This window comes from Arachidicoccus sp. BS20, assembly GCF_001659705.1.
Lineage (GTDB): Bacteria > Bacteroidota > Bacteroidia > Chitinophagales > Chitinophagaceae > Arachidicoccus.
In genome coordinates this window covers 448856-473432 of sequence record NZ_CP015971.1, presented here as the reverse complement: position 1 = coordinate 473432, position 24577 = coordinate 448856, and the positions used below count along the sequence as shown (strand labels likewise).

Here is a 24577-nt window from a genome sequence, read left to right as displayed (position 1 = left end):
CAAAAAACTTTCTTATCTTTTTCATCGCTTGTTTGTTTTCTTTCAAATCATTCTCACAAACTGATTTTGAAAAACAGTACGAAACCTTTGATTACTCCATAAAATCAAGTGTTTTGGAAAAAAGAATTTTTTATTTGTTGTACGAAATGGAAAAGTCATCGAAGATAAAAAAAGAGTTGGGCAAGGATAAAATATTGGACAATTTATACCAACAAAAAATTTCAAACCTGAACAATGCTTTGAACAATTGCAACGATATGCAATGCCTCGCAAACGCTTTACAAGTCAGCGATTCGGAGAATGTTGCGATTGATAATGCGTTGGGAAAATTGTATCATCAGTCAAAAAATATTCAATCATTTGTTCACAATAATATACGCGCTTCACATCGGTATGAACTAAGCAATTCGTTATCGGATTCCTTGTTGCTGATTCGCGCTTGGAACGAAGAAGCGGAAGGTATGAATCATATTGTCAATGCTTATTTGCTGCACAAAGATTTGATTTATCCTACAATTGATTCTGCGAAATATTACTCACAAAGCAAAGGGTATTTCGATACCATAAAAGCTTTTGTTGAGAATGAAATTTCGTTTCCGAAGAAAAAGAAATTAAACAGATTTTTCTTCAAACCTTTGCCGGACATAGATTTGGCAATACTTCAACTCAACGGCAGAAACGAAGCGGGCAGATTTGAGCCTGTTCCTTCCATCAATATTCCGGCATTTAAAAAAGTAAAATCCGTCGATTGGAATCGATATCAATATTCCTCTATTTTGGTTTTCGGCTCGGGACCGGGAAAAGAAACCATTTCTTTCAGCAAAGAAAATCAAATGCGTTGCGATAGCGCTGTTGCGCTTTTCAAAAAAGGGCTGGCACCGTTTCTTATTGTGAGCGGCGGCTTTGCACATCCGTTTATGACGCATCATTGTGAAGCAATTGAAATGCGGAATTATATGGTAAACAAATGTGGTATTCCATCAAACGCAGTCATCATCGAGCCTTATGCGCGGCACACCACGACCAATATTCGCAATGCCAACCGCATCTTAATAGAACATCATTTTCCTTTGAACAAACTTGTGCTTGGCGTAAGCAGTAAATCGCACATTGATTATATTACCGGAGAACAGTTTATTAAAATTTTTCATCGGGACATCGGTTTTGTTCCGTTTACGGAAATGCAACGTTTATCGAAATGCGAAGCAAGCTATCTGCCTGCCGCATCTTCTATGCAAATAAACAGTAAAGAACCGCTTGACCCGTAAAGATGGATCTGATGAAATCCAAATGATGTGTAAAAGTTATTTATTTTCGCGGCATGAATAAACCTGCTTTACACACTGTTTTATCTCCGCGTTTACTGGATTTATACGATTTGCGCGACAGCGTTGTTGTTATCATTGATGTATTTCGTGCTACATCCACTATTGCAACAGCATTATATAATGGCGCAACCAAAGTTTATCCTGTTGCCGATGTTCAGTTAGCAATTGATTTAGGAAAAAAATTAAATGCGCTTACGGCGGGCGAGCGCGATGGAAAAGTGATTGAGGGCTTGCAATACGGCAATTCGCCGGCAGAATATTCTCCTGAAATAATCAAAGATAAAACACTGGTAATTACGACAACCAACGGAACTAAATTGTTGAATATGTCGTTGCAGCAAGGCGCTGAAACTGTAATTACAGGCTCATTTCCGAATCTTGGTGCGGTATGCGATTTTATATTATCTGAAAATAAAAATGTAATTCTCGGTTGTTCCGGCTGGAAAGACAGGTTTAACCTGGAAGATACCTTGTTTGCCGGCGCTGTAGTTCATCACGTAAAAAATTATTTTACCGTTCATTGCGACAGCAGCCTGATGGCGCAAAATATGTACGCGCTTCATCAACAAGACATGAAACAATTTATTCGCCAAACGACGCATTGGCACAGGCTTGCAGCGTACGGCTTGGAAAAAGATTTGGAATATTGCGTTACAGAAAATGTTGCCAATATATTGCCGTTATACAACAAAGATTCCGGCGCTTTGACAATTTAAGATTTTGCGTAAAATTTATTAACAAACAATTTCAAAACGTTTCCCAAACTTTACGCACCTGAAAATATTCTTAACCTGAATTTTTTGTTTTCGGATGAATAAAAGAAAAATATTTGCAACCGGTCTTACTGCACTTTTTATTTTGTTGGCAATTGCGCTTCATGCACAAACGCTGTCGCTTTCCGTTTCTGCTAAAACTATCGGTTCGCGGGATGTGCTGGAGGCGACTTATTCTTTCAGTGGCGTTAATTCCGCATCGCAGCCGTCGCCCGATTTTAAAGACTGGAATGCAGTCGGGACAAACGAATCGTCTGAAACAAATATCATCAACGGAAAAGTATCTTCCAGCTACAACTATACTTTTGAGTTGATGCCTAAACATTCCGGCACGCTTACGGTTCCGGGAATTACAGTGAGTGTAAACGGGAAACAATTAAGCTGTAATGCAGTAATCGTCAATGTTTCGGACAAGGCACATTTACAGAACAACAATAATAATTCTTCCGCCGGTGCACAAAATTCCCCGTTCGCAGCCATGCAGCAGATGCAACAGCAAATGCAGCAAATGATGAACGATATGGGAGCCGATGATAACTATCCCCAACAACCAACTTCGGGTGTTGTCGTACATAATGGGCAAAGTCTGGACGATGCTGTAAAGGATAAAATACTGATTCGCATTATTCCTTCCAAAACTACTTGCTACGTAGGCGAGCCTATTTCTGTTGATTACGAAATATGCACTTCCGTTCCGTGTAATATTACGCCGTCGCGCATTCCGTCGTTCGGCAGTTTCAGCGTGACGGATTTAAAGCAGGCGCCAAGTGTGCACAACGTTGAAATTAACGGTAAAACTTATCGTGCGCAAAGCCTGCGCACAGCGCAATTGGTTGCTTTGAAAACAGGCAATTTGCCTTTGGACCAGGCTATTGTGAATTGTCAGTTCAATTATACAGATGTGTCAAATCCTATGGGCGCTTATTTGGGTTCAGCCGTCGTTAAAAGCAAACCGCTTACCATTCACGTATTGCCTTTGCCGGCGAATAAGCCTGCGGATTTTAGCGGTGCGGTAGGACAATTCTCCATTACGGCAACAGTCGATAAGAATAGCTTGCCCGCGCAGGAAAACAATACGCTTCATTTGCAGATAAAAGGTCTTGGCACACTTGACGGCGTTACGCTGCCGCAGATTTCTTTCCCCGAAAACATACAGTCTTATGATGCAAAAGACAGCCAAAGTGTAGATAAATCTCAGCTTCCGATGGTCATTACACGCGCGTTTGACATACCGTTCATCGGCAATGCAAAAGGAGTATCGGTTATTCCGCCCATAAAATTTTCTTACTTCGATACAAAGAAAAACGATTATGAAACTGTTGCAACGGACAGTATTAAAATTGCTTTTTCCGCACCGATTGCTACTGACGACAATCCCGAGAAACCTGTTGTCCAAAACGAAGGAAATATGCAGTCTCTCTGGATTGTAGCAGGCTTGGCAATTATTGTGTTATTATATTTATTTCTGCGCGAAAGAAAAATCAATAAGCAAAAATTAAAGGATAAAAAAGAAATACCCGAAGCGGTTGTCAAAGAAGAAAATATTGTAACGGAAAATGCGGAAATGCCTTTGGATGAAACGCCTACACTTTCGGAAGAAGATAGAGCTGCAATTGCTTTGGAGAAAAAAGAAAAACTGAAAGAGTCGTTACTCGACTTGGAACTTGAAGTAAATAATCATCAGTTCTTTGTGCTCGCAAAAGCCTTACTGATTCAACATTTACAGGATTCATTACATGCAGATTCGACAAATGAACATGAACTGTTGCAAAAGCTGGACGAATCGGAAATGAAGAATACAACTGAAATAAAAGATTTATTTGCGCGCTGCAACAAGGCGTTGTATATGCCAGTGGTTTCTTCAGCAGAGCATGATGAAGTGCTGAAAAAATTGAAGGCAACCTTGGTTTAAAAGATTGAGAGATTTCCATGATTATTCAAGCAAATCTCTCAATCTTTTATTCTGTAAACTTATAACCTACGCCGCGTACAGAATGAAAATATTGCGGGCTACGGCTGTCGCGTTCAAAATATTTACGAAAGTTCAGAATAAAATTATCAATCGTGCGCGTTGCAGGATAAACATTGTATCCCCAAACAACCTGCAATATTTTTTCGCGTGTTACTACTTCGTTTTTATTTTCAATCAGTAGTTTTAAGAGCATGGTTTCTTTTTTACTTAAATCAATTTTTTGCTTGTTCCAAGTGGTTGCTTCCTGCGCATTGAAGAGAATGTGGTTGTCGCCAAAAGTATATTCATCGCTTATGTTTTCCCGTACTTGCAGCTTGCGGTTTTTCAGAATTAATTTCTCTACGCGCAACATCAGTTCTTCTAAATCGAACGGTTTCGTAAGATAATCGTCCGCACCTTTTTTCAAGCCCGCAACCTTGTCAGACGTCGCATTTTTAGCACTCAAAATCAAAACAGGCGTATCAATATTTAAAATGCGTATGCGCTCTGTAACGCTGATGCCGTCAAGCTCCGGCAGCATGATGTCCATAATTATCAAATCGAAATATTCCTGTTCCACAGCTTGTAAAGCTTTGTTTCCGTCAAACGAGGAAGTAACGGAATAGCCTTCCATTTCGAGATTGAGCTTTAATGCTTCGTGCAGATTTTCTTCATCTTCAACAAGTAAAATGCTGCCTGAATTATTGGTATTGTTTATCATTGATAATGTAAAAGTTTAAAAGTAAAATCTTATTCCAACAAAGGAATCTTTACGGTAAAAATACTGCCATTTGGCTGATTATCGCACACATCGATGCTGCCTTTGTGGTCTTTGACAATTTTCTTACACAAAAACAATCCAAGTCCTGTGCCTTTTGTTTTGCGCACCGATTCGTTGCCTACGCGATAAAATTTTTCAAACACTTTTTTCTTATCGTTATCGTCAATGCCAATGCCTTCGTCGGCAATTTCAAGCACTGCATTTTTTGTTTTTGTAAAAAGACGAATACTGACAGAACCATCGTACGGCGAGTATTTCAGCGCATTGTCCAATAAATTATTAATTAACATTTCAAGCAAAAGTTGTTCGCCTTTTACCCAAATATTTTCTTCCACATCACTTATGAATTTTGTATTGTGGTAACGAAGTGAAAAGTTTCTCAGACAACTTTCCGCAAGTTCGCTCAGGTTAATTTCGTCTTTCGCCATTGCATACTTTCCGCCTTCGAGCTGCGCCGTAATCAAAATATTTGTAGTTAAATCGTTCAGTCTTTGCGTTTCGGACAACGTATTTGTGAGCAATTTTTGCTGCTGTTCAGGTTGCAGTTTTCTTTTCTGTAATGTTTCCAGGTTCAGTCGCGAAATCGCAATAGGCGTTTTCAATTCGTGCGTTACTGCCATCATAAAATTCTGTTGCTGGTCGGCAGTTTTTATTTGCCTTCGAATCACGCGGTAAACATACGCCGCGCCTACAAGAATCAATACCAGAAATGTAATGCCTTCGCCGGCGTATTGCCACGTTTTGCGCTGCTTTGCATCGTTAAGTGCGTCGAGTTTTTCGTTGTACAAAACGTCATCTTTCTTCAGCAACTCATAGCGGAACAGATACATTTGTTTGTTCTGTTTTTCCAGCTCAAAATACCAAAGTACCAACGCCGATACAATATACAACAACAAGAACCAATAGGCGATGCTGAGAAAAGAAAATTTATGTTTTTTAATTTTTTCCAAAGGATGAAATTTACAGGATTGCCACAGATACACAGATGAAAATTGCGGATATATTATAATATGGCAAGTTTTGATTGAATAAAGATTAAATGCCAAGTCAAAAGTACAAACTAAAACTATCTCTGCATCTGCGGCTGGTTTTACAATACTATTCTTTTATAATTCAATCTTTGTTCACCAAAATTCACAATAAGCGCAACCTTATTTTGAGAAACTTTTAAATAATTGATGGCTTGCGCGATGTGTTCATCCGCTATTGTAGCGGCACATTTTATTTCCAAGATAATATTGTCAAATACTATAAAATCAGCGTAAAACTTATGCGGCAAAACGATTCCTTTATAATTGACAATATATTGTTTTCTCTTTCATACAAAATTTCTGCCTGCCGAAACTCATGTTCAAGTGCATCTTTATATACAATTTCCAAGAAACCAACGCCAAGATTATTATGTACTTCCATACAGAGACCTATAATCTTATAAGTTTCGTCTTTGAAAAGAAAATCCATGTCAATATATTTTAATTACATAGGTACAAAATTTTGAGAGATTGCCACAGATGTGCAGATGATTTTTTATTGTATTTCCATCTCATTTCTATTTTGTGTTTTTCAAGATTTTATTTCTAATCGATTATTGAAAGAGTCCAAATAAAAATCTGTGCATCTGTGGCTTCTTTTTCAAACATCTATATTTAATAAAAATCATCCGTGCATCTGTGGCCATTTTTAAGTAGGTTTGTGAAAAATAGTATCTATGCTTCATTCGATGACAGGTTACGGGCGCGCGGAAAGAACAATTGGCGACAAAACTTTTTTAATTGAACTAAAATCTTTAAACGGAAAACAATACGATATAAGGCTGAACATCCCTGCCTTGCTAAAGCCTTACGAATTTGACATTCGCAACGATATTTCCGATGCACTTACAAGGGGAAGTGTTGAATGTGTAATTACTATTAAGCAAAACGGCGCACCCAAAACACTTTCAATAAACACGGACGTTGCAAAATATTTTTATACAACGCTTGAAACGCTTGCCACGGAATTGAATGCAAGCAAGGATAATATTTTAAGTGCTATATTAAAGTTACCCGATGTGGTGGTTAATTCGACTGAGGTACTGAGTGAAAATGATTTTAATGCTTTCAGAGATGTATTGAAAGAAGCATTGCGCCTGTTGAATTTACATCGCGAAAACGAAGGGAAAGTGCTGGAAAAAGATTTACTGGAACGCATCAACAACATAGAAAAACTGCAACCGCTGATTGCGGAAATTGAACCAAACCGTCGTGTAAAAATCAAAGAAAATTTTGTAAAGCTATTGAGCGATTACGTAGGCAAAGAAAATTATGACGAGCATCGTCTGGAACAGGAACTGATTTATTACATTGAAAAAATAGATATCAGCGAAGAGCAGGTACGCCTGAAAAATCATTGCAATTATTTTAAAGAAATATTGAAAGAAAAAGGCGTGTCAAAAGGGAAAAAACTTGCTTTTATTTTACAGGAAATCGGTCGCGAAATCAACACTACAGGCTCAAAAGCTTATGACATCGACATACAACGTTACGTGGTAGAAATGAAAGACGAGCTGGAAAAAGCGAAGGAACAAATATTGAACGTGTTATAAAAACTATTTTTCAAATAAACTCCATAAAACCATGAAGCGGACAAGCTTTTACAAAGCAATTTTTGTAGCAACTTTTTTTCTTGTCTTGACTAAGATTCATGCACAGGAACTACGTGTAGGTACTTACAATCTAAGAAATGAAAATACGTATGATACAGGCAACTTATGGACAGACCGTTGTACGCACGTTGCAGATTTGATTAAGTATCACGATTTTGATATTTTCGGTGTACAGGAAGCTCTGCAACATCAGTTGATTACGCTGAAAGCAGCACTGCCAGAAGGTTTTGCATATTACGGTATTGGTAGAGACGATGGAAAAGAAGCCGGCGAACACGAAGCGATTTTTTATAAAACCGATAAATTTGAAGTACTGAAAAGCGGCGATTTTTGGCTGTCCGCCACGCCGAATGTTCCATCAAAAAGCTGGGATGCACCGTGTTGTAACAGAATGTGTACCTGGGTTGAAATGAAAGTAAAATCTTCGGGAAAGATATTTTTTATGTTTAATGTGCATTATGATTATGAGAAAGATTATGCGCGTAACCAAAGCAGTAAGCTGATGCTGCAAAAAATTCCTGCAATTGCAGGGAATGCACCTGTAATTATGACCGGCGACCTTAACGGCGGCAACAATTCCGAATGGTATAAATTGCTTGCAAACTCAGGCAGAATAAGAGATACATATGTTTCTGCCAAAGAACCATACTATCCGCGCGGCAGTTTTAACGGATTTGGAAAAGTGAACGATGGCGAATTGATTGACCACATTTTTGTAAGCAAAGAATTTTCCGTAAAAAGCTGGGCGGTTTTAAGCGATACTTATGACATGGGGAAATATCCGTCCGACCATTGTCCGGTATTTTCTGTTGTAGATTTCAATTAATTTTTATTTGTGAAGAAGAAATATTTTCTTTTGGCTTTGAGTGTTTCTATGTTTGCTTGTAAGCAACCTTTTGTTTCTGAAAAAACAGTTGCTTTTTCAAAGCATGCATGGAACGCTGCATACAAACCGTGGATTAAAATTGAGATTGCAGATACCGCTTCTCTCTACAACATTTTCGCGGTAATCCGCCACACACAAGGTTTTCGGTATAACAACCTATTGCTGAATTATTCGTTTATTTCGCCCGGAGACACCGCAATTACTACAAAAGTAAATTTGCCGCTGGGCGAAAATAAAAACTGGTACGGCGATACGCTTGGCGATATTATTGAAACCCGCGTAAAACTAAATACCAAACCACAAAAATTAAAAGCGGGCAACAATGGTTTCGTACTGGAACAATTGATGCCCGAAAATCCTTTGCAGAATATTTTAAATGTAGGTGTAAGGGTTGAAAAAGTGAATGAATAAATTTACTTCGTTTTTACCAAAATGCCCGTGCCATAAGGCATTGCAGTGTTTACAGAAACCGGCAACCTTCCTTTTGCATACGTTTTGCCCATTAAGAAATCAAAAGCATTTTGTTGAAAAATATCATCATCTTCATAACAAGCGATGATATTTTTATAATCAGAAACATTTGCAATGGCATAAGGATTACCGAAGACAACTGCAACGGCAGACGGATAACTTTGAACAATTTTATTCATCAAGTTAATGGAGGCTTCGCTCATGTTGAAATTATGTGCGGGTCGCTTACTGAAATCGTGAATGCCTACAATTACTTTGTCGAATTTTCCGTTTTTCAATTGACTCAACAGTACTTTTGCATCATTGTCAGATGCCTTATATGAAAGTTTGAAAACACTTGCATTCAATTCTTGCATATCTTTTGAAATAGCGTTGCTGTCTTTCACACCAATAGCAACATAAGCGATTTTTTGTTTCGTATTGATAGGAGTGAAGCGGTTGTTTTCCAATGCAACTGCCGTTAATGATTTCTTTGCTACTTCTGCTCTGATGCTTTTTATATCTTTGTTTAAATCGGCTGAAATACCTGCTGTATCTATGTTTTGTATTTTGTATAATCCCACATTATATTTTACATACAGCACTTTTTTGATTCGTTGTTCCAAATCATTCCATGATAATTTTCCATCGTTAATGGCTGTTTCAATTTTCTGAATGCTTACCGGAATATCTTCGGGAAGGCAAAGCATATCGTTGCCTGCTTCCAAAGATTTTACGGCAATTTCGCCTTGCGGAAAAAACTTGGCGACACCTTTCATACCTAAAGCATCGGTAAAAGAAATGCCTTTGAAGCCTATTTTTTTTCTCAGTAAATCGGTAACAAATTTCGGCGACAAAGAGCTTGCCAAATGCGGCGTGCTGTCAATCTTCGGAATGGAAAGATGCGCAATCATTACGCTTCCGACACCTGCTTTAAACATTTTTTTAAACGGATACAACTCAAGCGTATCAAGGCTTTCAAGCGATTTGTGAATCACGGGCAAATCCAAATGCGAGTCCACATCCACATCGCCATGACCGGGAAAATGCTTGGCGCAAGCCATCACGCCGTTGTCTTGCATCCCCTTCATTATGGCAACTCCGTATTTCGCCACCACATATTTATCCTGCCCGAAAGAACGGTAACCGATTACCGGATTTTTCGGATTGTTATTAATGTCCACAACCGGTGCATAATCAACGTTGATGCCTGTGCGTCTGCACTGTTCGGCAATGGTTTTTCCTATTTGATAAACAAATTTTTCCGAGTTACGCATTGCGCCTAAAGTCAGTTGGTCGGGGATTTTTCCCACATCTTCCATGCGCATTCCAAGTCCGGTTTCCCCATCGATGCACGTGAATAAAGGTGTTTGCGCGAGCTGCTGAAAGTCGTTGATGTTTTGCGTTTGTATTGCGGAAGTCCCCTGGAACAAACAGATGCCGCCGATGTTGTATTTTTTAATGTATTCTTTTATCGAATCTGCATAAATGATTGGACGACCTTTTGCATCCATGCTGCTTTCACGAATGACCATGAGTTGCGCAATGCGCTGGTCGGGCGTCAAAGAATTATACACGCTGTCCACCCATTTCGTGGCTTTGGATGAGTGTTTGAATAAATGCTGCCCATTTGCAGAAAAGGAGAGAAGCGCCAATGCGGATAAGTAAAATATTTTTTTCATTTTGTAAAACGATAAATGATTTTGAGAGGTTGAAGATAAATCATAAATACGGTATTCATTTTTACTGAACTGGAAAAATTAATAATATGATTACATAGAGAATCGCAGGTTTATGTGCAGAACATTTTCTTTTGCGTTTTGATTGAATTGTTTTGAACAAATCTAAAGACATTATGAGTAAGTTTTTTTATAAGGAAAAAAGTAAATGGTTTGCGCTGAAATCCTTTGCAGTATTGACTTTAAGCGGATGTTTATGGGGCTGTAAAAAAGAAAAGCACAGCATCAATGAAGTAAATCACGTGGTGGTTATCTACCTGGAAAACCACAGTTTTGATAATTTATTCGGGCAGTTTCCGGGTGCAAACGGCTTGTCCAACGCAAGTAAAGAAATGATAACCCAAGTCGATTCAACGGGCAAACCTTATGACACTTTGCCGCCTGTGATGGGCTATATGTCTTTCCCGAAAAATTTGCCTAATACTTATTTCAACATAGACCAATATGTGCCTGCCGATTTAGAAACACCTGATGTACTGCACGCTTATTACGAAGAACAAATGGAAATTGACGACGGCAAAATGGATAAATACGCTTTGTATAATTCTGTCTTTGGCAACTCCGGTGCGCTTTCGATGGGTTACTACAAAACCAAGTTATTGCCATTATATAAATATGCCAAAGATTATGTGTTGTGCGACAGTTTTTTTCATAGCGCATTTGGCGGTTCGTTTTTGAACCATATGTTTTTGATTTCCTGTGCTGCGCCTGTTTTTCCCAATGCGCCCAGTTATATGAAGGCAGTGTTAGATTCTTCGGGGAAATTAATTCAGGACGGACAACTAACTCCCGACGGTCATGTTGTGAACACGAGCTATACCGTGAACAATCCGCATCCCGAAGGAGTTGATACAGCAGCATTGGTTCCCAATCAAACCATCCCGACCATTGGCGACAGGTTAAGTGATAAAGGCATTTCCTGGGCCTGGTATTCCGGCGGCTGGAACAATGCGCTTGCAGGGCATCCCGACCCAAGCTTCCAGTTTCATCATCAACCGTTTGCATACTTTGCAAAATATGCCGATGGAACAGAAGGTAAAAAAGAACATCTGAAAGATGAAGAAGATTTTATAGCTGCCGCTAAAAACGGTACACTGCCTGCAGTTTCGTTTGTGAAGCCTTTGGGAAAATATAACGAGCATCCAGGATATTCCAATGTGCGCGACGGCGAAAATCATACAGTAGAATTAATTAACGATGTACTGAACGGACCAAATGGCAAAGATGCCGTAATCATTGTAACGTATGATGAACATGGTGGTTTTTGGGACCACGTGAAGCCGCCTGTAATCGATAAATGGGGACCGGGAACACGCATTCCGGCAATCATCATTTCTCCGTTTGCTAAAAAAGGTTTTGTTGACCATACACAGTATGAAACAGTAAGCATTCTTGCGTTTATCGAAAAAAGATGGGGGCTTGCACCGCTGGCGGAAAGAGATAAAAATGCCAATCCTTTTTCAAACGCATTTAATTTTTAAGAGAATATTTCGTTTAGTTTTAGAAGAAGAGGAGCGGCTTTATGTTGCTCCTTTTTGTTATTTTGAATTTGAATGAAGAAGTTTTTAGTCATTATTATAATTTTTATTGGAGCTTCCGGCTACCTGTTTTTTTCTTGCAATAGAAAAGAACAATCGCCCGAAACACTGATTGCACCTGCATTGGCGAAGCAAGTGGATAGTTTTATTTTCGTAAAAAATGATTTTTTGAATGACTTGAAAAACAATGCCGATGAAAAAACATTGCAACTAACTTTTCTTCAATTAAGAAACGAGTATAAGAAAATAGAATGGGCAACCGAGTATTTTTCGCCCGTTGCTTCCCGTTTGGTAAACGGTGCGCCGGTGGAAGAAGTCGAACCAAACGGCGCAGTCACAGCGCCCGGCGGTTTGCAGGTAATGGAATCATTTTTATTTCCGAAGTACGATGCTACTAAGAAAGATTCGCTGATATATCAACTGCAACAAATACAATTTCAATGCGACGATTACAAGACCTATTTTAAAAATATTGATATTGCCGGCTGGCAAATATTCGACGCTGCGAAATTAGAAGTGTTCCGCATTGAAACGCTTGGTATCACGGGCTTTGACAATCCGCTTACATTGAAGAGTATGCAGGAGTCTGCAACAGCTTTGCAAAGCATTAAAAATATTATTGGTCGTTATCTCAATAAAAATAATATCGGAAAACTGGACGAAAAATTTGATGCAGCTATCGATTGCCTTCTTCAAAACAAAGACTTCTATACGTTCAACCGTGCAGCATTTATCAGACTTTATGCCGATTCGGTTACAATCGGAATAACGCATTTGGAAAAGCAATTACATCTTCATCCACTTTTGTATAATCGTTTATTAAAGCAAAGTGCGCAAACGCTTTTCGATACCGATGCTTTCGATATTAATGCTTATGTGCCGAATCCGTCTTCCTTTGTTACGCCGCAGAAAATAGCGCTGGGAAAATTATTGTTTGCCGATAAAAATCTTTCAGGCGATGGAACAAGAAGTTGCCAATCTTGTCATCAACCGGATAAAGCATTTGCCGACGGATTGGTAAAAAATACCATTATCGGAACAAATAAACCGCTGCCACGAAATACGCCAACGCTGCTAAACAGTGTGTTTCAGCCTGCTTTGTTTTACGATTTAAGAGCTATTACGCACGAAGAACAAGCACGCGATGTGGTCGAAAATAAAAATGAAATGCACGGTTCAATGCGGACGGCCACAGAAAAACTGAACAAAAGTAAAAAGTATAAAGTGTTATTTGCAACAGCATATCCGCAACATAAAAACGACATCGATTCATTTGAAGTAATGAATGCTATTGCTTCGTATATGCGCAGCCTGGCAGCACTTAACAGCCGCTTTGACAAATATATGCGCGGCAATTCATCTGCATTGAACCAAGATGAAATCAACGGATTTAATTTGTTTACGGGAAAAGCAAAGTGCGCTACGTGTCATTATCTACCATTATTCAACGGCACGGTTCCTCCGCGATTTGTAAAGATTGACGCAGAAGTAATCGGCGTTCCTGCAACCTCGGCAGGCAATACAATTGATACGGATTTAGGACAGTACAGCATTGTTCATGTGGACGCTTTAAAGTACGCTTTTAAAACATCAACTGTGCGCAATGCCGCACGTACTGCACCCTATATGCATAATGGCGTGTTTGCGACATTGGAGCAAGTCATCGATTTTTATGATAAAGGCGGCGGCGCAGGTTTAGGTTTTGATGTGGAAAATCAAACATTGTCATCGGACAAATTGAATCTCTCCCAAAAAGAAAAAAATGATTTGATTGCGTTTATCGGAAGTTTGGATAGCGATTAAATTATCCGGAATTATTTATTAAAGTTTTGACACAATAAAAAGCCGCCCGAAAAATCGAAACGGCTTTGAATAAAAATGATTTTATTTATAAAACTTTATTGCTTTACAAATTTAATTTTTTGCATACCAACAGTCGCATAATAAACGCCGGCGCTCAACTTATCGAGTTGTACTTGGTTGAAGCCTTCGGGCAAAGTTGCAGTTTGTACGAGTATTCCACCCGCCGAATAAATGTATAATACAGAAGCATTTTCAAGATTGATATTGATATAGTTGGTTGCAGGATTTGGATACACATAAAATCGCTTCGCTGTTTTTTGCATTAAAGGAATGATATTGCTGTATGTGCTGGTACCATCGTAACCTACAAGACTTAAACGATAATACTCCACGCTGTCAGTCTGGATAAACGAATAAATATAATCGCTGTTACTTTTGCTTTTGGATGAAATTTCAGCAATTTTTTTATAATTTTTACTATCCGTACTTTTTTCTATTTCAAAATAAGACAGTCCGGCTTCAATACCGGTTTGCCAATGCAATTGTACTGTTCCGTTTGACAATGAACCGGAAAAAGAAGTGAGTGTTAAGGGAACCGTAGCTGAAGAACTGCTGATGATGTCAGACGGAATACCATTACTACTACCCGCAAAAGATGTGTTGATGGTTGAAAACGCCAAAAAGAATAATACCGACAAATGTTTCATTTTAAGTGTGTTTTAATAGGTTTTAAAGACTGTTTAATACGCCTTTTTTAAAGGGCTGCAAAGGTATATATGACATGTATAAAAATGTATATACAATCATTAGTCTGTATGATAATATTTTACTAATTAAGGCTATTAAAAGTTGCCTTATTTTCAGAATGTAGTTATATACACTTCGTTATCAATGGATTATATTCGAAAAGTATGAGGAGTATAAAATTTTCATAAAACATAATCTGGTTTCTATCTTTGTCTGCTTCTACGCTTTTCAATCATATCACGTATCCTTGCGGCGCTTTCGTAGTCTTCTTTGCGAAGCAAATCTTCCAGCAAATCTTCTAACGCTTCGTCGCTGTAATGCGCCAGCGAACCGCGCAAAAGGCTTAAACGTTTTTCGCTTTCCGCAACGGACGCTTCGTCCAGCACAAAATCGTAAATAAAAACAGGCGCATCAAAACGAATGCCGATGGCGATGGCATCGGAAGCACGCGCATCAATTTTTATTGCTTCTTTGTTATTGTTTTCAATAATTAACCATGCGTGAAAAACATTGTCAATCAAATTGTGAATGACGACTTCTTTTACAGTCGCATTCAGGCTTTCAATCGTGTTTTTAAATAAGTCGTAAGTAAGCGGGCGCGCAATTTTCATCCGCTCGAAATATACGGCAATGGACTGCGCTTCAAACGCGCCGATGATAATAGGCACGCGCACTTTACTCTGCGGCTCTTCGAGAATGAGCGCGTAATTTTCCGGCGAAGATTCGCTTGCGGATAAAGCAATAATATGGAGTTCTTTTTTAGTCAAAATATATTTGTTACCATGAATGCACGAATAAACATCATTTGTGTATTCGCGGCTATTATCTAAGTCAAAATAAACTTACACAATTCATTCAAATCATTAAACGGCGCGACTACATAACCATCGTCGTAGAGCTTGTACAAACCGTTTGCTTCCACTTCAATTTCGTAATTGTTTTGTACAAAAACGTGGTTATCATTTTCACGCTCCACTTTTATTTTGTAGTATGCCAATGCCTCAAGTAGTGTTTCTTTTGCGTTCATTTCTTTAAACAGGAAATATAAATGATGAAATAATAGATTACGAAACCTGCATTATTTCATCATTCATATTTATGATTTCAAATTTTCATAAATCCAATAAAATCCGTACACCATACACAAGCCCGACGATACAAAAATCAATATCACTTGCAACAAATTTGACGCCATTACTTTTTTTGAAAACGGCACGCTGAACAAACCCGCAGCCACAAACATTCCCATCATGCAACTCATCGTGAACAGCAATAAATACAGGATGATGGAAACCGGCGTTTTATAACTCAACATGGCTGCTGCAACCAATTCGCCGCTGCCGGCTAATCCATGTACCAAGCCGATTCCGTAGGCAGCAGCATGAACGTGTTGATGCTTTTGTTCTTTATCAATATGTACATGAAGATGATTATGTGCTTCGCCGTTGTGTGTATGTTCATGTACGTGAATAACAATCTTTTTTTCTCTGAAAAATTTTACTAAACGATAAGTTGCGACAAGTATCAATATCACACCTACGCAGACATCGAAATAATGAAACGTATGCTCTTCTCCCGTGATAGCAACTTTTAAAATAATCAACACAATACCAACTAACATGATCGTTGTTGAATGTCCCAAGCCCCAAAAGATGCCGTCTTTTACGGCAAGCAAAGTACTTTTTCGTTGTGAAACGATATTACTCACGGCAAGCAAATGGTCCGGTTCAAAAGCGTGTTTAAAACCCGCAAATAAAATAATGAGAATAGGGATAATGTTCATTGCCTATTATTTTTTTCTTTTTGCCCGCAGATTTGCGCCGATTTTTTCCGCTGATTATCGCAGATATTCAGCGAACATCTGCGTATCCAATCTGCGATTATCTGCGGGAACTTCTATTCATAAATTATAAAATAAAATTCTGTGATTGCCGGTGTCGGCTACAATTAACTGTTGCTGATGCGTTGTAATGGCAAATGCCCAGTACATCTCGTTTTCAGCCATTGCCTTCATGCTTAAACTTGTTTCGCCATTCACTTCAAAATTCGGCTGACCGAATAATTCATCTGCGTTGGCATTGTTTGTTTCGGGTAATTTTTTCCAATGCAAAATGCGGCTGTTGCCGGTATCGGTTACAAAAATTCCGTTGCGAAAAAAACAAGAATCGTAACACCAGTTCAACGTATTTGCCGCAGGCAGAGAACGATATTGGTTTTGCCCGTTGCTTTCAAAATCTTTTTGTCCTAAAATAATATCCGCTTGCTTTGTGAACGCATCTTCTTTATTTTTCCAAATCAATACACGATAATATTGCGTATCGGTTATCGCCAAAGTGCCGTTAATACTAAGTTTCACGCTGTAAGGCCAAATAGCATTATTATGGTCGTAGTCTCTTTCTTCAAAACTATTTTGCCCGATTACTTTATCTGCCGCCGCAAAATTTTCGGTAGGAATTTTGTTGTAAAATAATACACGGCGATTGCCTGTGTCGGCAATCCACAAAGATTTTCCGTCGCTTGTAACGCCGTAACACCAATACAAACTTTGCGCGCTCGGCAGTTTTGATAAACCTTCTACATTCGGCTGATTACTTTCAAAATCTTTTTGCCCGACAACCACGTCCGCAGGCTGACCGTTTTGCGTGGGCAACGAATGCCAAATCAACACGCGATGATTCCACGCATCGGCAACAACTAATTTTTGTCCGTCTGTCCAAATGCCGGAAGGATATTGCAAAGAGCTTGCATTCACATCGGCGCCTGTGTTTCTGCCCGTTCCCGAAAAATCATCTTGCCCCAACACAACATCGGGTTCTTTGTTTTCCAGGTAAGAAAAATTCTTCCAGATGAACACACGATTTTGTCCCGTATCGCTCACCGCCAAAATATCGCAGCAAGCGCACACGCCGCGCGGTGCGAGCAAGCCTTTGCCTTGAATGTTCGGCGAAAGAATGAACGCGGGTTTATGTGGTGTGATTGTTTTTTGCATTATATTTTTTACCATTAAGGCATTAAGAAAATTAAGTCTTAATGAAACTTAATTTCTTAATGGTTATAAATTTTGTTCTAACAAATTCTCGGCAACTGCTCGCCGCTCAACATATTCACTACTCTGCGCCCGCCGATTTTACTGTTTAGAATTACTTGTCCTTTATGTTCATCTACAACAGTTCCAATAACAGAAGCAAATTTTGTTTTATCGTTTTTGTTCAAAAGTTCCGCAACATTATCTGCAATCGCATTATCAACAATCACAATGAAAACGCCTTCATTCGCCACATACAAAGGGTCTAAACCCAAGAGTTCGCACGCACCCTGTACTTGTTCGTCAATCGGGATTTTCTTTTCTTCCAAATTCATTCCGAGCTTGGTGTCTTTGGCAATTTCGTTCAGCACACTTGCCACGCCGCCGCGCGTAGGGTCGCGCATCAGATGAATATCGTTGCCAAATTCATCCAACAAATCTTTTACAACATCATTCAGGTTTTGTGTATCGCTCACAATTTCCGTTTCAAATTCCAAGCCTTCGCGCACGCTCATAATCGCAATGCCGTGCGCTGCAATTTGATTGCTGATAATAATTTTATCGCCTGCTTTTATGTTGCTAATTTTTATGTCCGCGTTTTCGTGAACCACGCCTACGCCACTCGTATTGATGAAAATTTTATCGCCTTTGCCTTTTTCCACCACTTTGGTATCGCCTGTAACGATTGCTACGCCTGCGTTTTCGGCGGCAGCTTTGATACTGATTAATATTTCCCAAAACTCCGTCATCGGCAAACCTTCTTCAATGATGAACGACAACGACAAATATTTCGGCAATGCACCGCACATACTTAAATCATTTACCGTTCCGTTTATGGCGAGTTCGCCAATGTTGCCGCCGGGAAAAAATACAGGATGAATTACATAACTGTCCGTACTGAACGCAAGTTTTCCTTCTAATGAAAATATGGCGCCATCGTGTTTTTCGTCCAACAGTGGATTGGAAAACAAACTGAACACGCCGCTGTTTAATAAGCGGTTTGTCAATGTACCGCCGCTGCCGTGCCCTAAAGTGATAATGTCGAAATCGAGTTTCGGCATCGGGCAGGAAAGTTGCATTTTTATTTTTTGAGAAGTAACCATTTTATGTTTTTTGAACCATTAAGAAGTTAAGTTTCATTAAGGCTAAATTTTCTTAATTCCTTAATGGTTAGTTACGAAACTTTTGTCATTGAAAACGCACCGTGAATAATACCTTTTACCGCTGTGAGTTGATTTGCCAAATCTTTCAAAACCGAAGCTTTGCCTTTCATCGCGATGATTTCCATACAATTATTATGGTCTAAATGAATGTGCTGCGAACACAAAATTTCGTGATGAAAATTGTGCTGAATTTTCGTGAGCTTGTCGAGCAATTCTCTTTTGTGATGGTCGTACACAAGCGTGAGCGAACCACCGACCACTTCGTTTTTGTCCCACTGTTTTTCCACTTCAATTTTCTGGATTAAATGTCGAATGGCTTGCGAGCGGTTGGGAAATTTATTGCTCTTGATATAATTATCCAAAATTCGTAACACTTCCTGCTCCACCGAAACGCCGAATCTTACTACGTTCATAGAAATCTTTCTTGTAAAGATATATTTTTAGAAATAATTTTCTAACAGAGATTAGCATTTTATTTTCCAGTGGTTATATTCTTTTAAAAATTTTCTGACTCGAGCCATAGCTTTCTTATTTTTCTTGATTGTCTTTCCATGATAACCATTATTTTTGCAGCCACAAAATTTTACACAAGCCGCCTTAGCTCAGTTGGTAGAGCAACAGTTTCGTAAATTGTAGGTCGCGGGTTCGAGTCCCATAGGCGGCTCTTAGATTTTTGCCTGAATGTATATCTGATAAACTCTTACATAAAAGATGGATGCATATAAAAACATTGCGTTCAAAATTTCCCTCTATAAGTCTTGTAGTATTTTTTTTACAACTTGCTCCCACAAAGTTCTTTATTGGAATGATATTTGTTAAAATATAGCAAGGAATTATACTTGTCCCTCTTCGGGCACTACGAGCTAATAATCATTCATTTATCTATTTATACGGATTTCATTTACAGGGTTTAGGATTTCCGGTTACGACTTAAGAAAAACATCTGTCCGATGCGCAAACTGATACTCTTGCTGATATCATCTATCAGCAGTTACGGGGTTATTTATGCTCAAAAAAATATTATTGTAAAAGGGAAAATTGTTGATGCAAAAACAGGTGTTCCTTTATACGCATCGACCCTTTTTGCCAAAGGGAATCCCGATTACAAAACATTGTCAGACGATTCCGGCTATTTCCGGTTGAACCTGTTACAGGGAAATTATATGTTGCGCGTTGACCATATAGGATATGTCGCTTATAAGCGCAACGTTTTATTTTCCGGCGATACATTATTAAATATTTCGCTTTATCCGGTGGACACAACGCTGGATACTGTCATGGTGTCTTCCAACAGACATTTGGCAACGCCGGCTCCGGTCGCGGCACAGCACATTGATATGAGTGAATCTTCAAAGTTGCCTGTCATATTCGGCGAGCGTGATATTTTGAAAGCTATTCAGCTACTGCCGGGAATACAATCGGTAGGCGACGGCAATTCCGGTTTTTATGTGCGTGGAAGTTCTACCGGGCAAAATTTAATATTACTCGATGGCGCAACGTTGTATAACGCTTCGCATTTATTCGGTTTTTTCAGCACGTTTAACAGCGATGTGGTTAATGATGTAACGCTGACTAAAGGAAATGCTTCTGCAAAATATGGTGGTCGGTTGGCATCTGTAGTAGATGTGCACCTCGATGATGGTAAAACGGATAGGACAGAAGTAACAGGCGGCATAGGACTCATAAGCAGCCGTTTGGCTGTGGAAGGACCTATCCAAAAAAACAAATCGTCTTACTTGATTTCAGCACGAAGGACCTACGCCGATATATTCCTGAAATTGTCAAAGGACAAAGACATAAGAAACAACCGCATATATTTTTATGATGTAAACGCAAAAGCAAGCATACAGCTTAACCGGACAAATAAAATGTATTTATCTATATACAGCGGCGCTGATGCACTGGGCGTTAGCGGAGATTTTGATGTGGATTGGGGTAGTAAAATCATTAATTTAAGATTAAACTCAACGCTCTTCACTAAGCTTCATCTTAATACCTATTTTATTGCAAGCGACTATAAATACAAAGTTGGTATAAAAGAGGATGAGAATGTATTTCACGTCAATTCACGGATTTCTGATTTTAATGTCAAACAGGATTACGAATGGCTTATTAATAGCCGTCATTATATTGACTTTGGCTGGAACAGCACATATCATGTAGTTACGCCATCAAGATTTATGGGCGGTAACGATTCTGCCGATTATTCCCAGCGAAAGCAGAGGCGTTTCGGTTGGGAAAATGCAGCATATATCAGTCATCATTTTAGATTAGGCTCATTGCTTGAAGTTGATTACGGATTTCGCGCCTCTGCATATAGCATTATGGGTAAAGGCGATTATGTTATATATAATGGCGAAAATGCGGTAGATACTGTTTCTCTGAAAGAAAATCAAATAGGCAAAACATATCTGAATATTGAACCGAGAGGTACACTTACATTTCTTTTGGGTAACGGAAAAAGTATTAAAGCTTCTTATGACAGAAATGTACAAAACCTTCATCTGATAAGTAATTCCCTGGCTACGACACCAACCGACCAATGGATTGGCGACAGTTACAATATCCGCCCGGAAATTTCTGACCAAGTAAGTCTCGGCTATTATCAGGCATTTGCTAAAGATGCGTTTGTATTTAGCGTGGAAACGTATGCCAAGCGCCTGATGAACCAAATTGATTATAAAGACGGAACAGATTTAACCGTACCGCAGGATATAGAAAGTGAATTGTTGTACGGGCGCGGCAAGGCATACGGCATAGAGTTTTTTATTAAAAAGCAGAAAGGGAAATTTACCGGATGGCTTAGTTATACTTTATCGAGAAGCCTTAGACAAATTAATGGAATTAATAACAATCATTGGTATCCGGCAACGCAAAATCAAACGCATAATATTGCTTTGATTGGCATATACAAGTTTGCCAAAAGATGGAGTCTGTCGGGCAATTTTATCTTTTATACAGGCAGCGCCGTTACTTTCCCGAGTGGAAAATATGAGTTGAGTGGCAATACATTTTTTTATTACACTAAACGAAACGATTATCACATGCCAAACTATCACAGACTTGATTTGAGCTTGACACTGGATGGTCGTCCGCATAAACATTTTCACGATTCATGGACATTTGCGCTATACAATGTTTACGGAAGAGAAAATCCTTATTATATAAAATTCAGAGAGAATCCCGATAATCCATTGCAGACACAGGCAATACAAACCTCGCTGTTCCGCTGGGTTCCGAGCATTACTTACAATTTTAACTTTTGATACATTGAAAAGAAAAACTATAATATTAGTTGCATCAGTCGTTTTGGGCTTCACAGCCTGCGACAAAGAAGTTAATTTGAATTTAGACAGCACTTCCCCGCAGGTAGTAATAGAAGGAGTTGTAAGTAATGAAGCTGCTTATGTACGCATAACCAAAACAATAAACTTTGCGGCACAAAATATTTATCCCGGGACAGACGGTGCAAAAATTTATATCAAAGACAGTAACTCCAATCACACCGACACGCTCCATGCCGCAAAAGACCAAAACGGGAATGCTGTGTATAAGGCAACCGCATTAAAAGGCGTTGCAGGGCACACATATCAGCTAACGGTTTTTTTAAATGGAAAAACATACAAAGCAACCAGCCGCATGCCGCAGAAAGTACCTTTACAAGGTTTAAGTACAGAGAACAGCTCAACATCCCAATCGCTCAAAGTATTTGTTCTGCTGCCTGTGTTTGACGACCCCAAAGGCATAAAAAATTATTATCGTTTTGAACAGTATGTTAATCATATACAGGACAGCCATATTAATGTATTCAACGACGAGCTGGAAGACGGCTTGCCAAACGTTTTGCCGGTAGTCATAGACAATGCCAATGTTAAAGTAGGAGACAGTATCACAGTAACAATGATGGATATTGACAAAAATGTATATCAATATTTTTACCAGTTGTCATTGAATAGCCAGATAACCAATTTGTCCCCGGCGAACCCTGTCAGTAATATTTCCGGCGGAGCATTGGGTTATTTCAGTGCAGAATACAGACAAACGAAAAGCATAGTTGTGAATAAGTTATAAAACTGTTTCCGGCAACGCGCCGAGCAATTGTCTGGTATAATCCGATTTCGGATGATAATATATTTCTTCTGCGCTTCCCGATTCTTCTATTCGTCCTTTGTTCATCACGATAATGCGGTCGCACAAGTATTTTACAACAGATAAATCGTGCGAAATAAAAATTGAAGTGAACCCCATTTCTTTTTTCAAATCGTTCAGCAAATTCAACACTTGCGCCTGCACGCTTACGTCCAGCGCCGAAACAGATTCATCGCAAATCACAAATTCCGGCTGCATAATTAATGCACGTGCAATCACAATTCTTTGCCGTTGTCCACCGCTGAATTCATGCGGATAACGATTGTAATGCGAAGCATTCAAACCTACTTTTTCGAGCCATTCAACAACTTTATTTTTAATTTCTTTTTCAGGATAAATTTTATGAACGCGCAATGGCTCGCCTATCGCCATACCCACGCTACATTTGGGATTCAGCGAAGCATAAGGGTCTTGAAAAATCATTTGCATTTCAGCAGCGAAAGCGTGTACAGGTGCAGATAAAATATTTTTCCCTTTATAAATAATTTTGCCTGAATGCGGTTTGACCAATTGTATAATACTTCTGCCCAATGTGGTTTTTCCGCAGCCGGAACCGCCAACCAAGCCAAGCATTTCATTTTTATATACATCAAAACTTACATCGTTCACAGCTTTGTTGTATTGGAGAATTTTGCCGAAAAAATTTTGCTTTGCGGCGTACCATGTGTTTAAATTTTTTACGGACAATAAAACAGGTTTGCTATTTTCTTTAGAAGAAATACTTTCTTTTCTTCCTGTTTTTTGTACCGAATAATTTTCATCGTTTAAAAAATCCGAAACCACAGGAAGGCGCTGCCCTTTTTCATACAATCCCGGGCGACAAGCAAGCAAAGCCTTTGTGTATGCGTGCTTTGGTTGCTTGACTATTTCTTTAGTCGTATTGATTTCAAGGAGATTTCCTTTGTAAAAAATAGCAATCTTATCTGCGATTTCTGCAACAAGATTCAGGTCGTGTGAAATAAACAGCACGCTCATCTGCTTACTTTGCTGCAACTTTTTTATAAGCAGCAAAATTTCTTTTTGTACCAACACATCCAACGCTGTTGTAGGTTCATCGCAAATCAATAAATCAGGTTCGCAGCTCATTGCCATGGCAATCATTACGCGCTGCTTTTGCCCACCGCTGATTTGGTGCGGATAACGCCGGAAAATATTTTCGGGGTCGGGAAGTTGCACTTGCGTAAACAATTCTACTACTTTCTTATGCGCTTCTGACCGGGATATTTTTTTATGCAAAAGAATTGCTTCCGATACCTGATTGCCGCAGGTTTTTACAGGATTAAGCGAGGTCATCGGTTCCTGAAAAATCATGGCAATTTTATTGCCGCGAATTTGCTGCAACCCTTTTTTAGAAAGATGGACAAGATTTATTTTTTCATCATTTTCATTCAAAAAAATATCGCCGGTAATCTTTGCATTGTTCGACAACAATCGAATAACAGAAAGCGAAGTAACCGATTTGCCGGAACCGGATTCGCCGACAATCGCAAGCACTTCGCCTTTGCTTAGAGAAAGCGAAATATTGTCCACAGCCCGTTGTTGCCGGAATGAAACAGAAAGATTTTGTATTGCTAAAAGAGAATCCAACCGATAATTAAAA

Annotated in this window: 21 protein-coding genes, 1 tRNA gene and 1 pseudogene; 11 read left to right on the top strand and 12 right to left on the bottom strand. The window is 39.0% G+C overall.

Annotated features, from left to right (window positions below; all coding sequences use genetic code 11):
* Nucleotides 1-113 precede the first annotated feature (113 nt).
* The 3 genes from A9P82_RS02210 (at nucleotide 114) to A9P82_RS02200 (ending at nucleotide 4013) form a co-directional block, all read left to right on the top strand.
* Nucleotides 114-1268, top strand: a complete 1155-nt coding sequence (locus A9P82_RS02210; protein ID WP_197492215.1) for a YdcF family protein — start codon at nucleotides 114-116, stop codon at nucleotides 1266-1268.
* A gap of 53 nt (nucleotides 1269-1321) precedes the next feature.
* A complete protein-coding gene (locus tag A9P82_RS02205; protein WP_066203744.1) occupies nucleotides 1322-2044 on the top strand; it encodes a 2-phosphosulfolactate phosphatase in 723 nt (240 codons plus the stop codon).
* A gap of 94 nt (nucleotides 2045-2138) precedes the next feature.
* Nucleotides 2139-4013, top strand: coding sequence for a BatD family protein (locus A9P82_RS02200; protein ID WP_066203742.1), 1875 nt, complete (start codon nucleotides 2139-2141; stop codon nucleotides 4011-4013).
* 46 nt (nucleotides 4014-4059) lie between these two features.
* On the opposite strand, the gene A9P82_RS02195 is transcribed toward A9P82_RS02200, so the two are convergent.
* The 3 genes and pseudogenes from A9P82_RS02195 to A9P82_RS15820 form a co-directional block, all read right to left on the bottom strand.
* Complete coding sequence (locus A9P82_RS02195; protein WP_066203738.1) at nucleotides 4060-4773, bottom strand: response regulator transcription factor; 714 nt, start codon at nucleotides 4771-4773, stop codon at nucleotides 4060-4062.
* Between the two features lie 29 nt (nucleotides 4774-4802).
* Nucleotides 4803-5783 (bottom strand): sensor histidine kinase, encoded by a 981-nt coding sequence (locus A9P82_RS02190; RefSeq protein WP_066209487.1) that lies wholly within the window; start codon nucleotides 5781-5783, stop codon nucleotides 4803-4805.
* Nucleotides 5784-5923: 140 nt separating this feature from the next.
* Nucleotides 5924-6246: pseudogene (locus tag A9P82_RS15820) on the bottom strand (GxxExxY protein).
* 295 nt (nucleotides 6247-6541) lie between these two features.
* Here A9P82_RS15820 and A9P82_RS02180 point away from each other — a divergent pair.
* Genes A9P82_RS02180 through A9P82_RS02170 form a run of 3 tightly spaced genes read left to right on the top strand, consistent with a single transcriptional unit; the run spans nucleotide 6542 to nucleotide 8774 of the window.
* On the top strand, nucleotides 6542-7417 hold the full coding sequence (locus A9P82_RS02180) for a YicC/YloC family endoribonuclease (RefSeq protein WP_066203734.1): 876 nt from the start codon (nucleotides 6542-6544) through the stop codon (nucleotides 7415-7417).
* A gap of 31 nt (nucleotides 7418-7448) precedes the next feature.
* On the top strand, nucleotides 7449-8303 hold the full coding sequence (locus A9P82_RS02175; RefSeq protein WP_082915172.1) for an endonuclease/exonuclease/phosphatase family protein: 855 nt from the start codon (nucleotides 7449-7451) through the stop codon (nucleotides 8301-8303).
* Between the two features lie 9 nt (nucleotides 8304-8312).
* Complete coding sequence (locus A9P82_RS02170) at nucleotides 8313-8774, top strand: gliding motility lipoprotein GldH (RefSeq protein ID WP_156522582.1); 462 nt, start codon at nucleotides 8313-8315, stop codon at nucleotides 8772-8774.
* Nucleotides 8775-8776: 2 nt separating this feature from the next.
* On the opposite strand, the gene A9P82_RS02165 is transcribed toward A9P82_RS02170, so the two are convergent.
* The gene (locus A9P82_RS02165; protein ID WP_066203729.1) at nucleotides 8777-10495 is read right to left on the bottom strand and encodes a glycoside hydrolase family 3 protein; all 1719 of its coding nucleotides are present in this window, start codon (nucleotides 10493-10495) and stop codon (nucleotides 8777-8779) included.
* 173 nt (nucleotides 10496-10668) lie between these two features.
* On the opposite strand from A9P82_RS02165, the gene A9P82_RS02160 reads away from it, so the two are divergent.
* Nucleotides 10669-12033, top strand: a complete 1365-nt coding sequence (locus tag A9P82_RS02160; protein WP_066209483.1) for an alkaline phosphatase family protein — start codon at nucleotides 10669-10671, stop codon at nucleotides 12031-12033.
* Between the two features lie 72 nt (nucleotides 12034-12105).
* Nucleotides 12106-13893, top strand: coding sequence for a cytochrome-c peroxidase (locus tag A9P82_RS02155; protein ID WP_066203726.1), 1788 nt, complete (start codon nucleotides 12106-12108; stop codon nucleotides 13891-13893).
* A gap of 95 nt (nucleotides 13894-13988) precedes the next feature.
* Here A9P82_RS02155 and A9P82_RS02150 read toward each other — a convergent pair whose 3' ends face one another.
* The 7 genes from A9P82_RS02150 to nikR form a co-directional block, all read right to left on the bottom strand.
* Entirely contained in the window at nucleotides 13989-14600 is a 612-nt protein-coding gene (locus tag A9P82_RS02150) for a T9SS type A sorting domain-containing protein (protein ID WP_066203723.1), read from the bottom strand.
* Between the two features lie 243 nt (nucleotides 14601-14843).
* Nucleotides 14844-15407: a bifunctional nuclease family protein gene (locus A9P82_RS02145; RefSeq protein WP_066203721.1), complete on the bottom strand. Its 564-nt coding sequence runs from the start codon at nucleotides 15405-15407 to the stop codon at nucleotides 14844-14846.
* A gap of 59 nt (nucleotides 15408-15466) precedes the next feature.
* Nucleotides 15467-15667 carry a hypothetical protein gene (locus A9P82_RS02140; RefSeq protein WP_066203715.1) on the bottom strand — a complete coding sequence of 67 codons (201 nt, stop codon included), beginning with the start codon at nucleotides 15665-15667 and terminating at the stop codon, nucleotides 15467-15469.
* A gap of 69 nt (nucleotides 15668-15736) precedes the next feature.
* The gene (locus A9P82_RS02135; RefSeq protein WP_066203712.1) at nucleotides 15737-16423 is read right to left on the bottom strand and encodes a HoxN/HupN/NixA family nickel/cobalt transporter; all 687 of its coding nucleotides are present in this window, start codon (nucleotides 16421-16423) and stop codon (nucleotides 15737-15739) included.
* A 117-nt stretch (nucleotides 16424-16540) separates the two neighbouring features.
* Nucleotides 16541-17629, bottom strand: coding sequence for an NHL repeat-containing protein (locus A9P82_RS02130; RefSeq protein WP_156522581.1), 1089 nt, complete (start codon nucleotides 17627-17629; stop codon nucleotides 16541-16543).
* A gap of 77 nt (nucleotides 17630-17706) precedes the next feature.
* Nucleotides 17707-18768 (bottom strand): hydrogenase expression/formation protein HypE, encoded by a 1062-nt coding sequence (gene hypE, locus A9P82_RS02125; RefSeq protein WP_231891187.1) that lies wholly within the window; start codon nucleotides 18766-18768, stop codon nucleotides 17707-17709.
* A 71-nt stretch (nucleotides 18769-18839) separates the two neighbouring features.
* Nucleotides 18840-19241: a nickel-responsive transcriptional regulator NikR gene (gene nikR / locus A9P82_RS02120; RefSeq protein ID WP_066203706.1), complete on the bottom strand. Its 402-nt coding sequence runs from the start codon at nucleotides 19239-19241 to the stop codon at nucleotides 18840-18842.
* A gap of 178 nt (nucleotides 19242-19419) precedes the next feature.
* On the opposite strand from nikR, the gene A9P82_RS02115 reads away from it, so the two are divergent.
* From A9P82_RS02115 to A9P82_RS02105, 3 genes are all read left to right on the top strand, one after another.
* A tRNA-Thr gene (locus A9P82_RS02115) sits at nucleotides 19420-19492 on the top strand.
* 286 nt (nucleotides 19493-19778) lie between these two features.
* Nucleotides 19779-22094, top strand: a complete 2316-nt coding sequence (locus tag A9P82_RS02110) for a TonB-dependent receptor (RefSeq protein WP_066203704.1) — start codon at nucleotides 19779-19781, stop codon at nucleotides 22092-22094.
* 4 nt (nucleotides 22095-22098) lie between these two features.
* Nucleotides 22099-22899 (top strand): DUF4249 family protein, encoded by an 801-nt coding sequence (locus tag A9P82_RS02105; RefSeq protein ID WP_066203702.1) that lies wholly within the window; start codon nucleotides 22099-22101, stop codon nucleotides 22897-22899.
* Here the strand turns inward: A9P82_RS02105 and A9P82_RS02100 are convergent.
* On the bottom strand, nucleotides 22894-24564 hold the full coding sequence (locus tag A9P82_RS02100) for an ABC transporter ATP-binding protein (protein ID WP_066203697.1): 1671 nt from the start codon (nucleotides 24562-24564) through the stop codon (nucleotides 22894-22896). The two genes, A9P82_RS02105 and A9P82_RS02100, sit on opposite strands and share 6 nt — an antisense overlap.
* Between the last annotated feature and the right edge of the window lie 13 nt (nucleotides 24565-24577).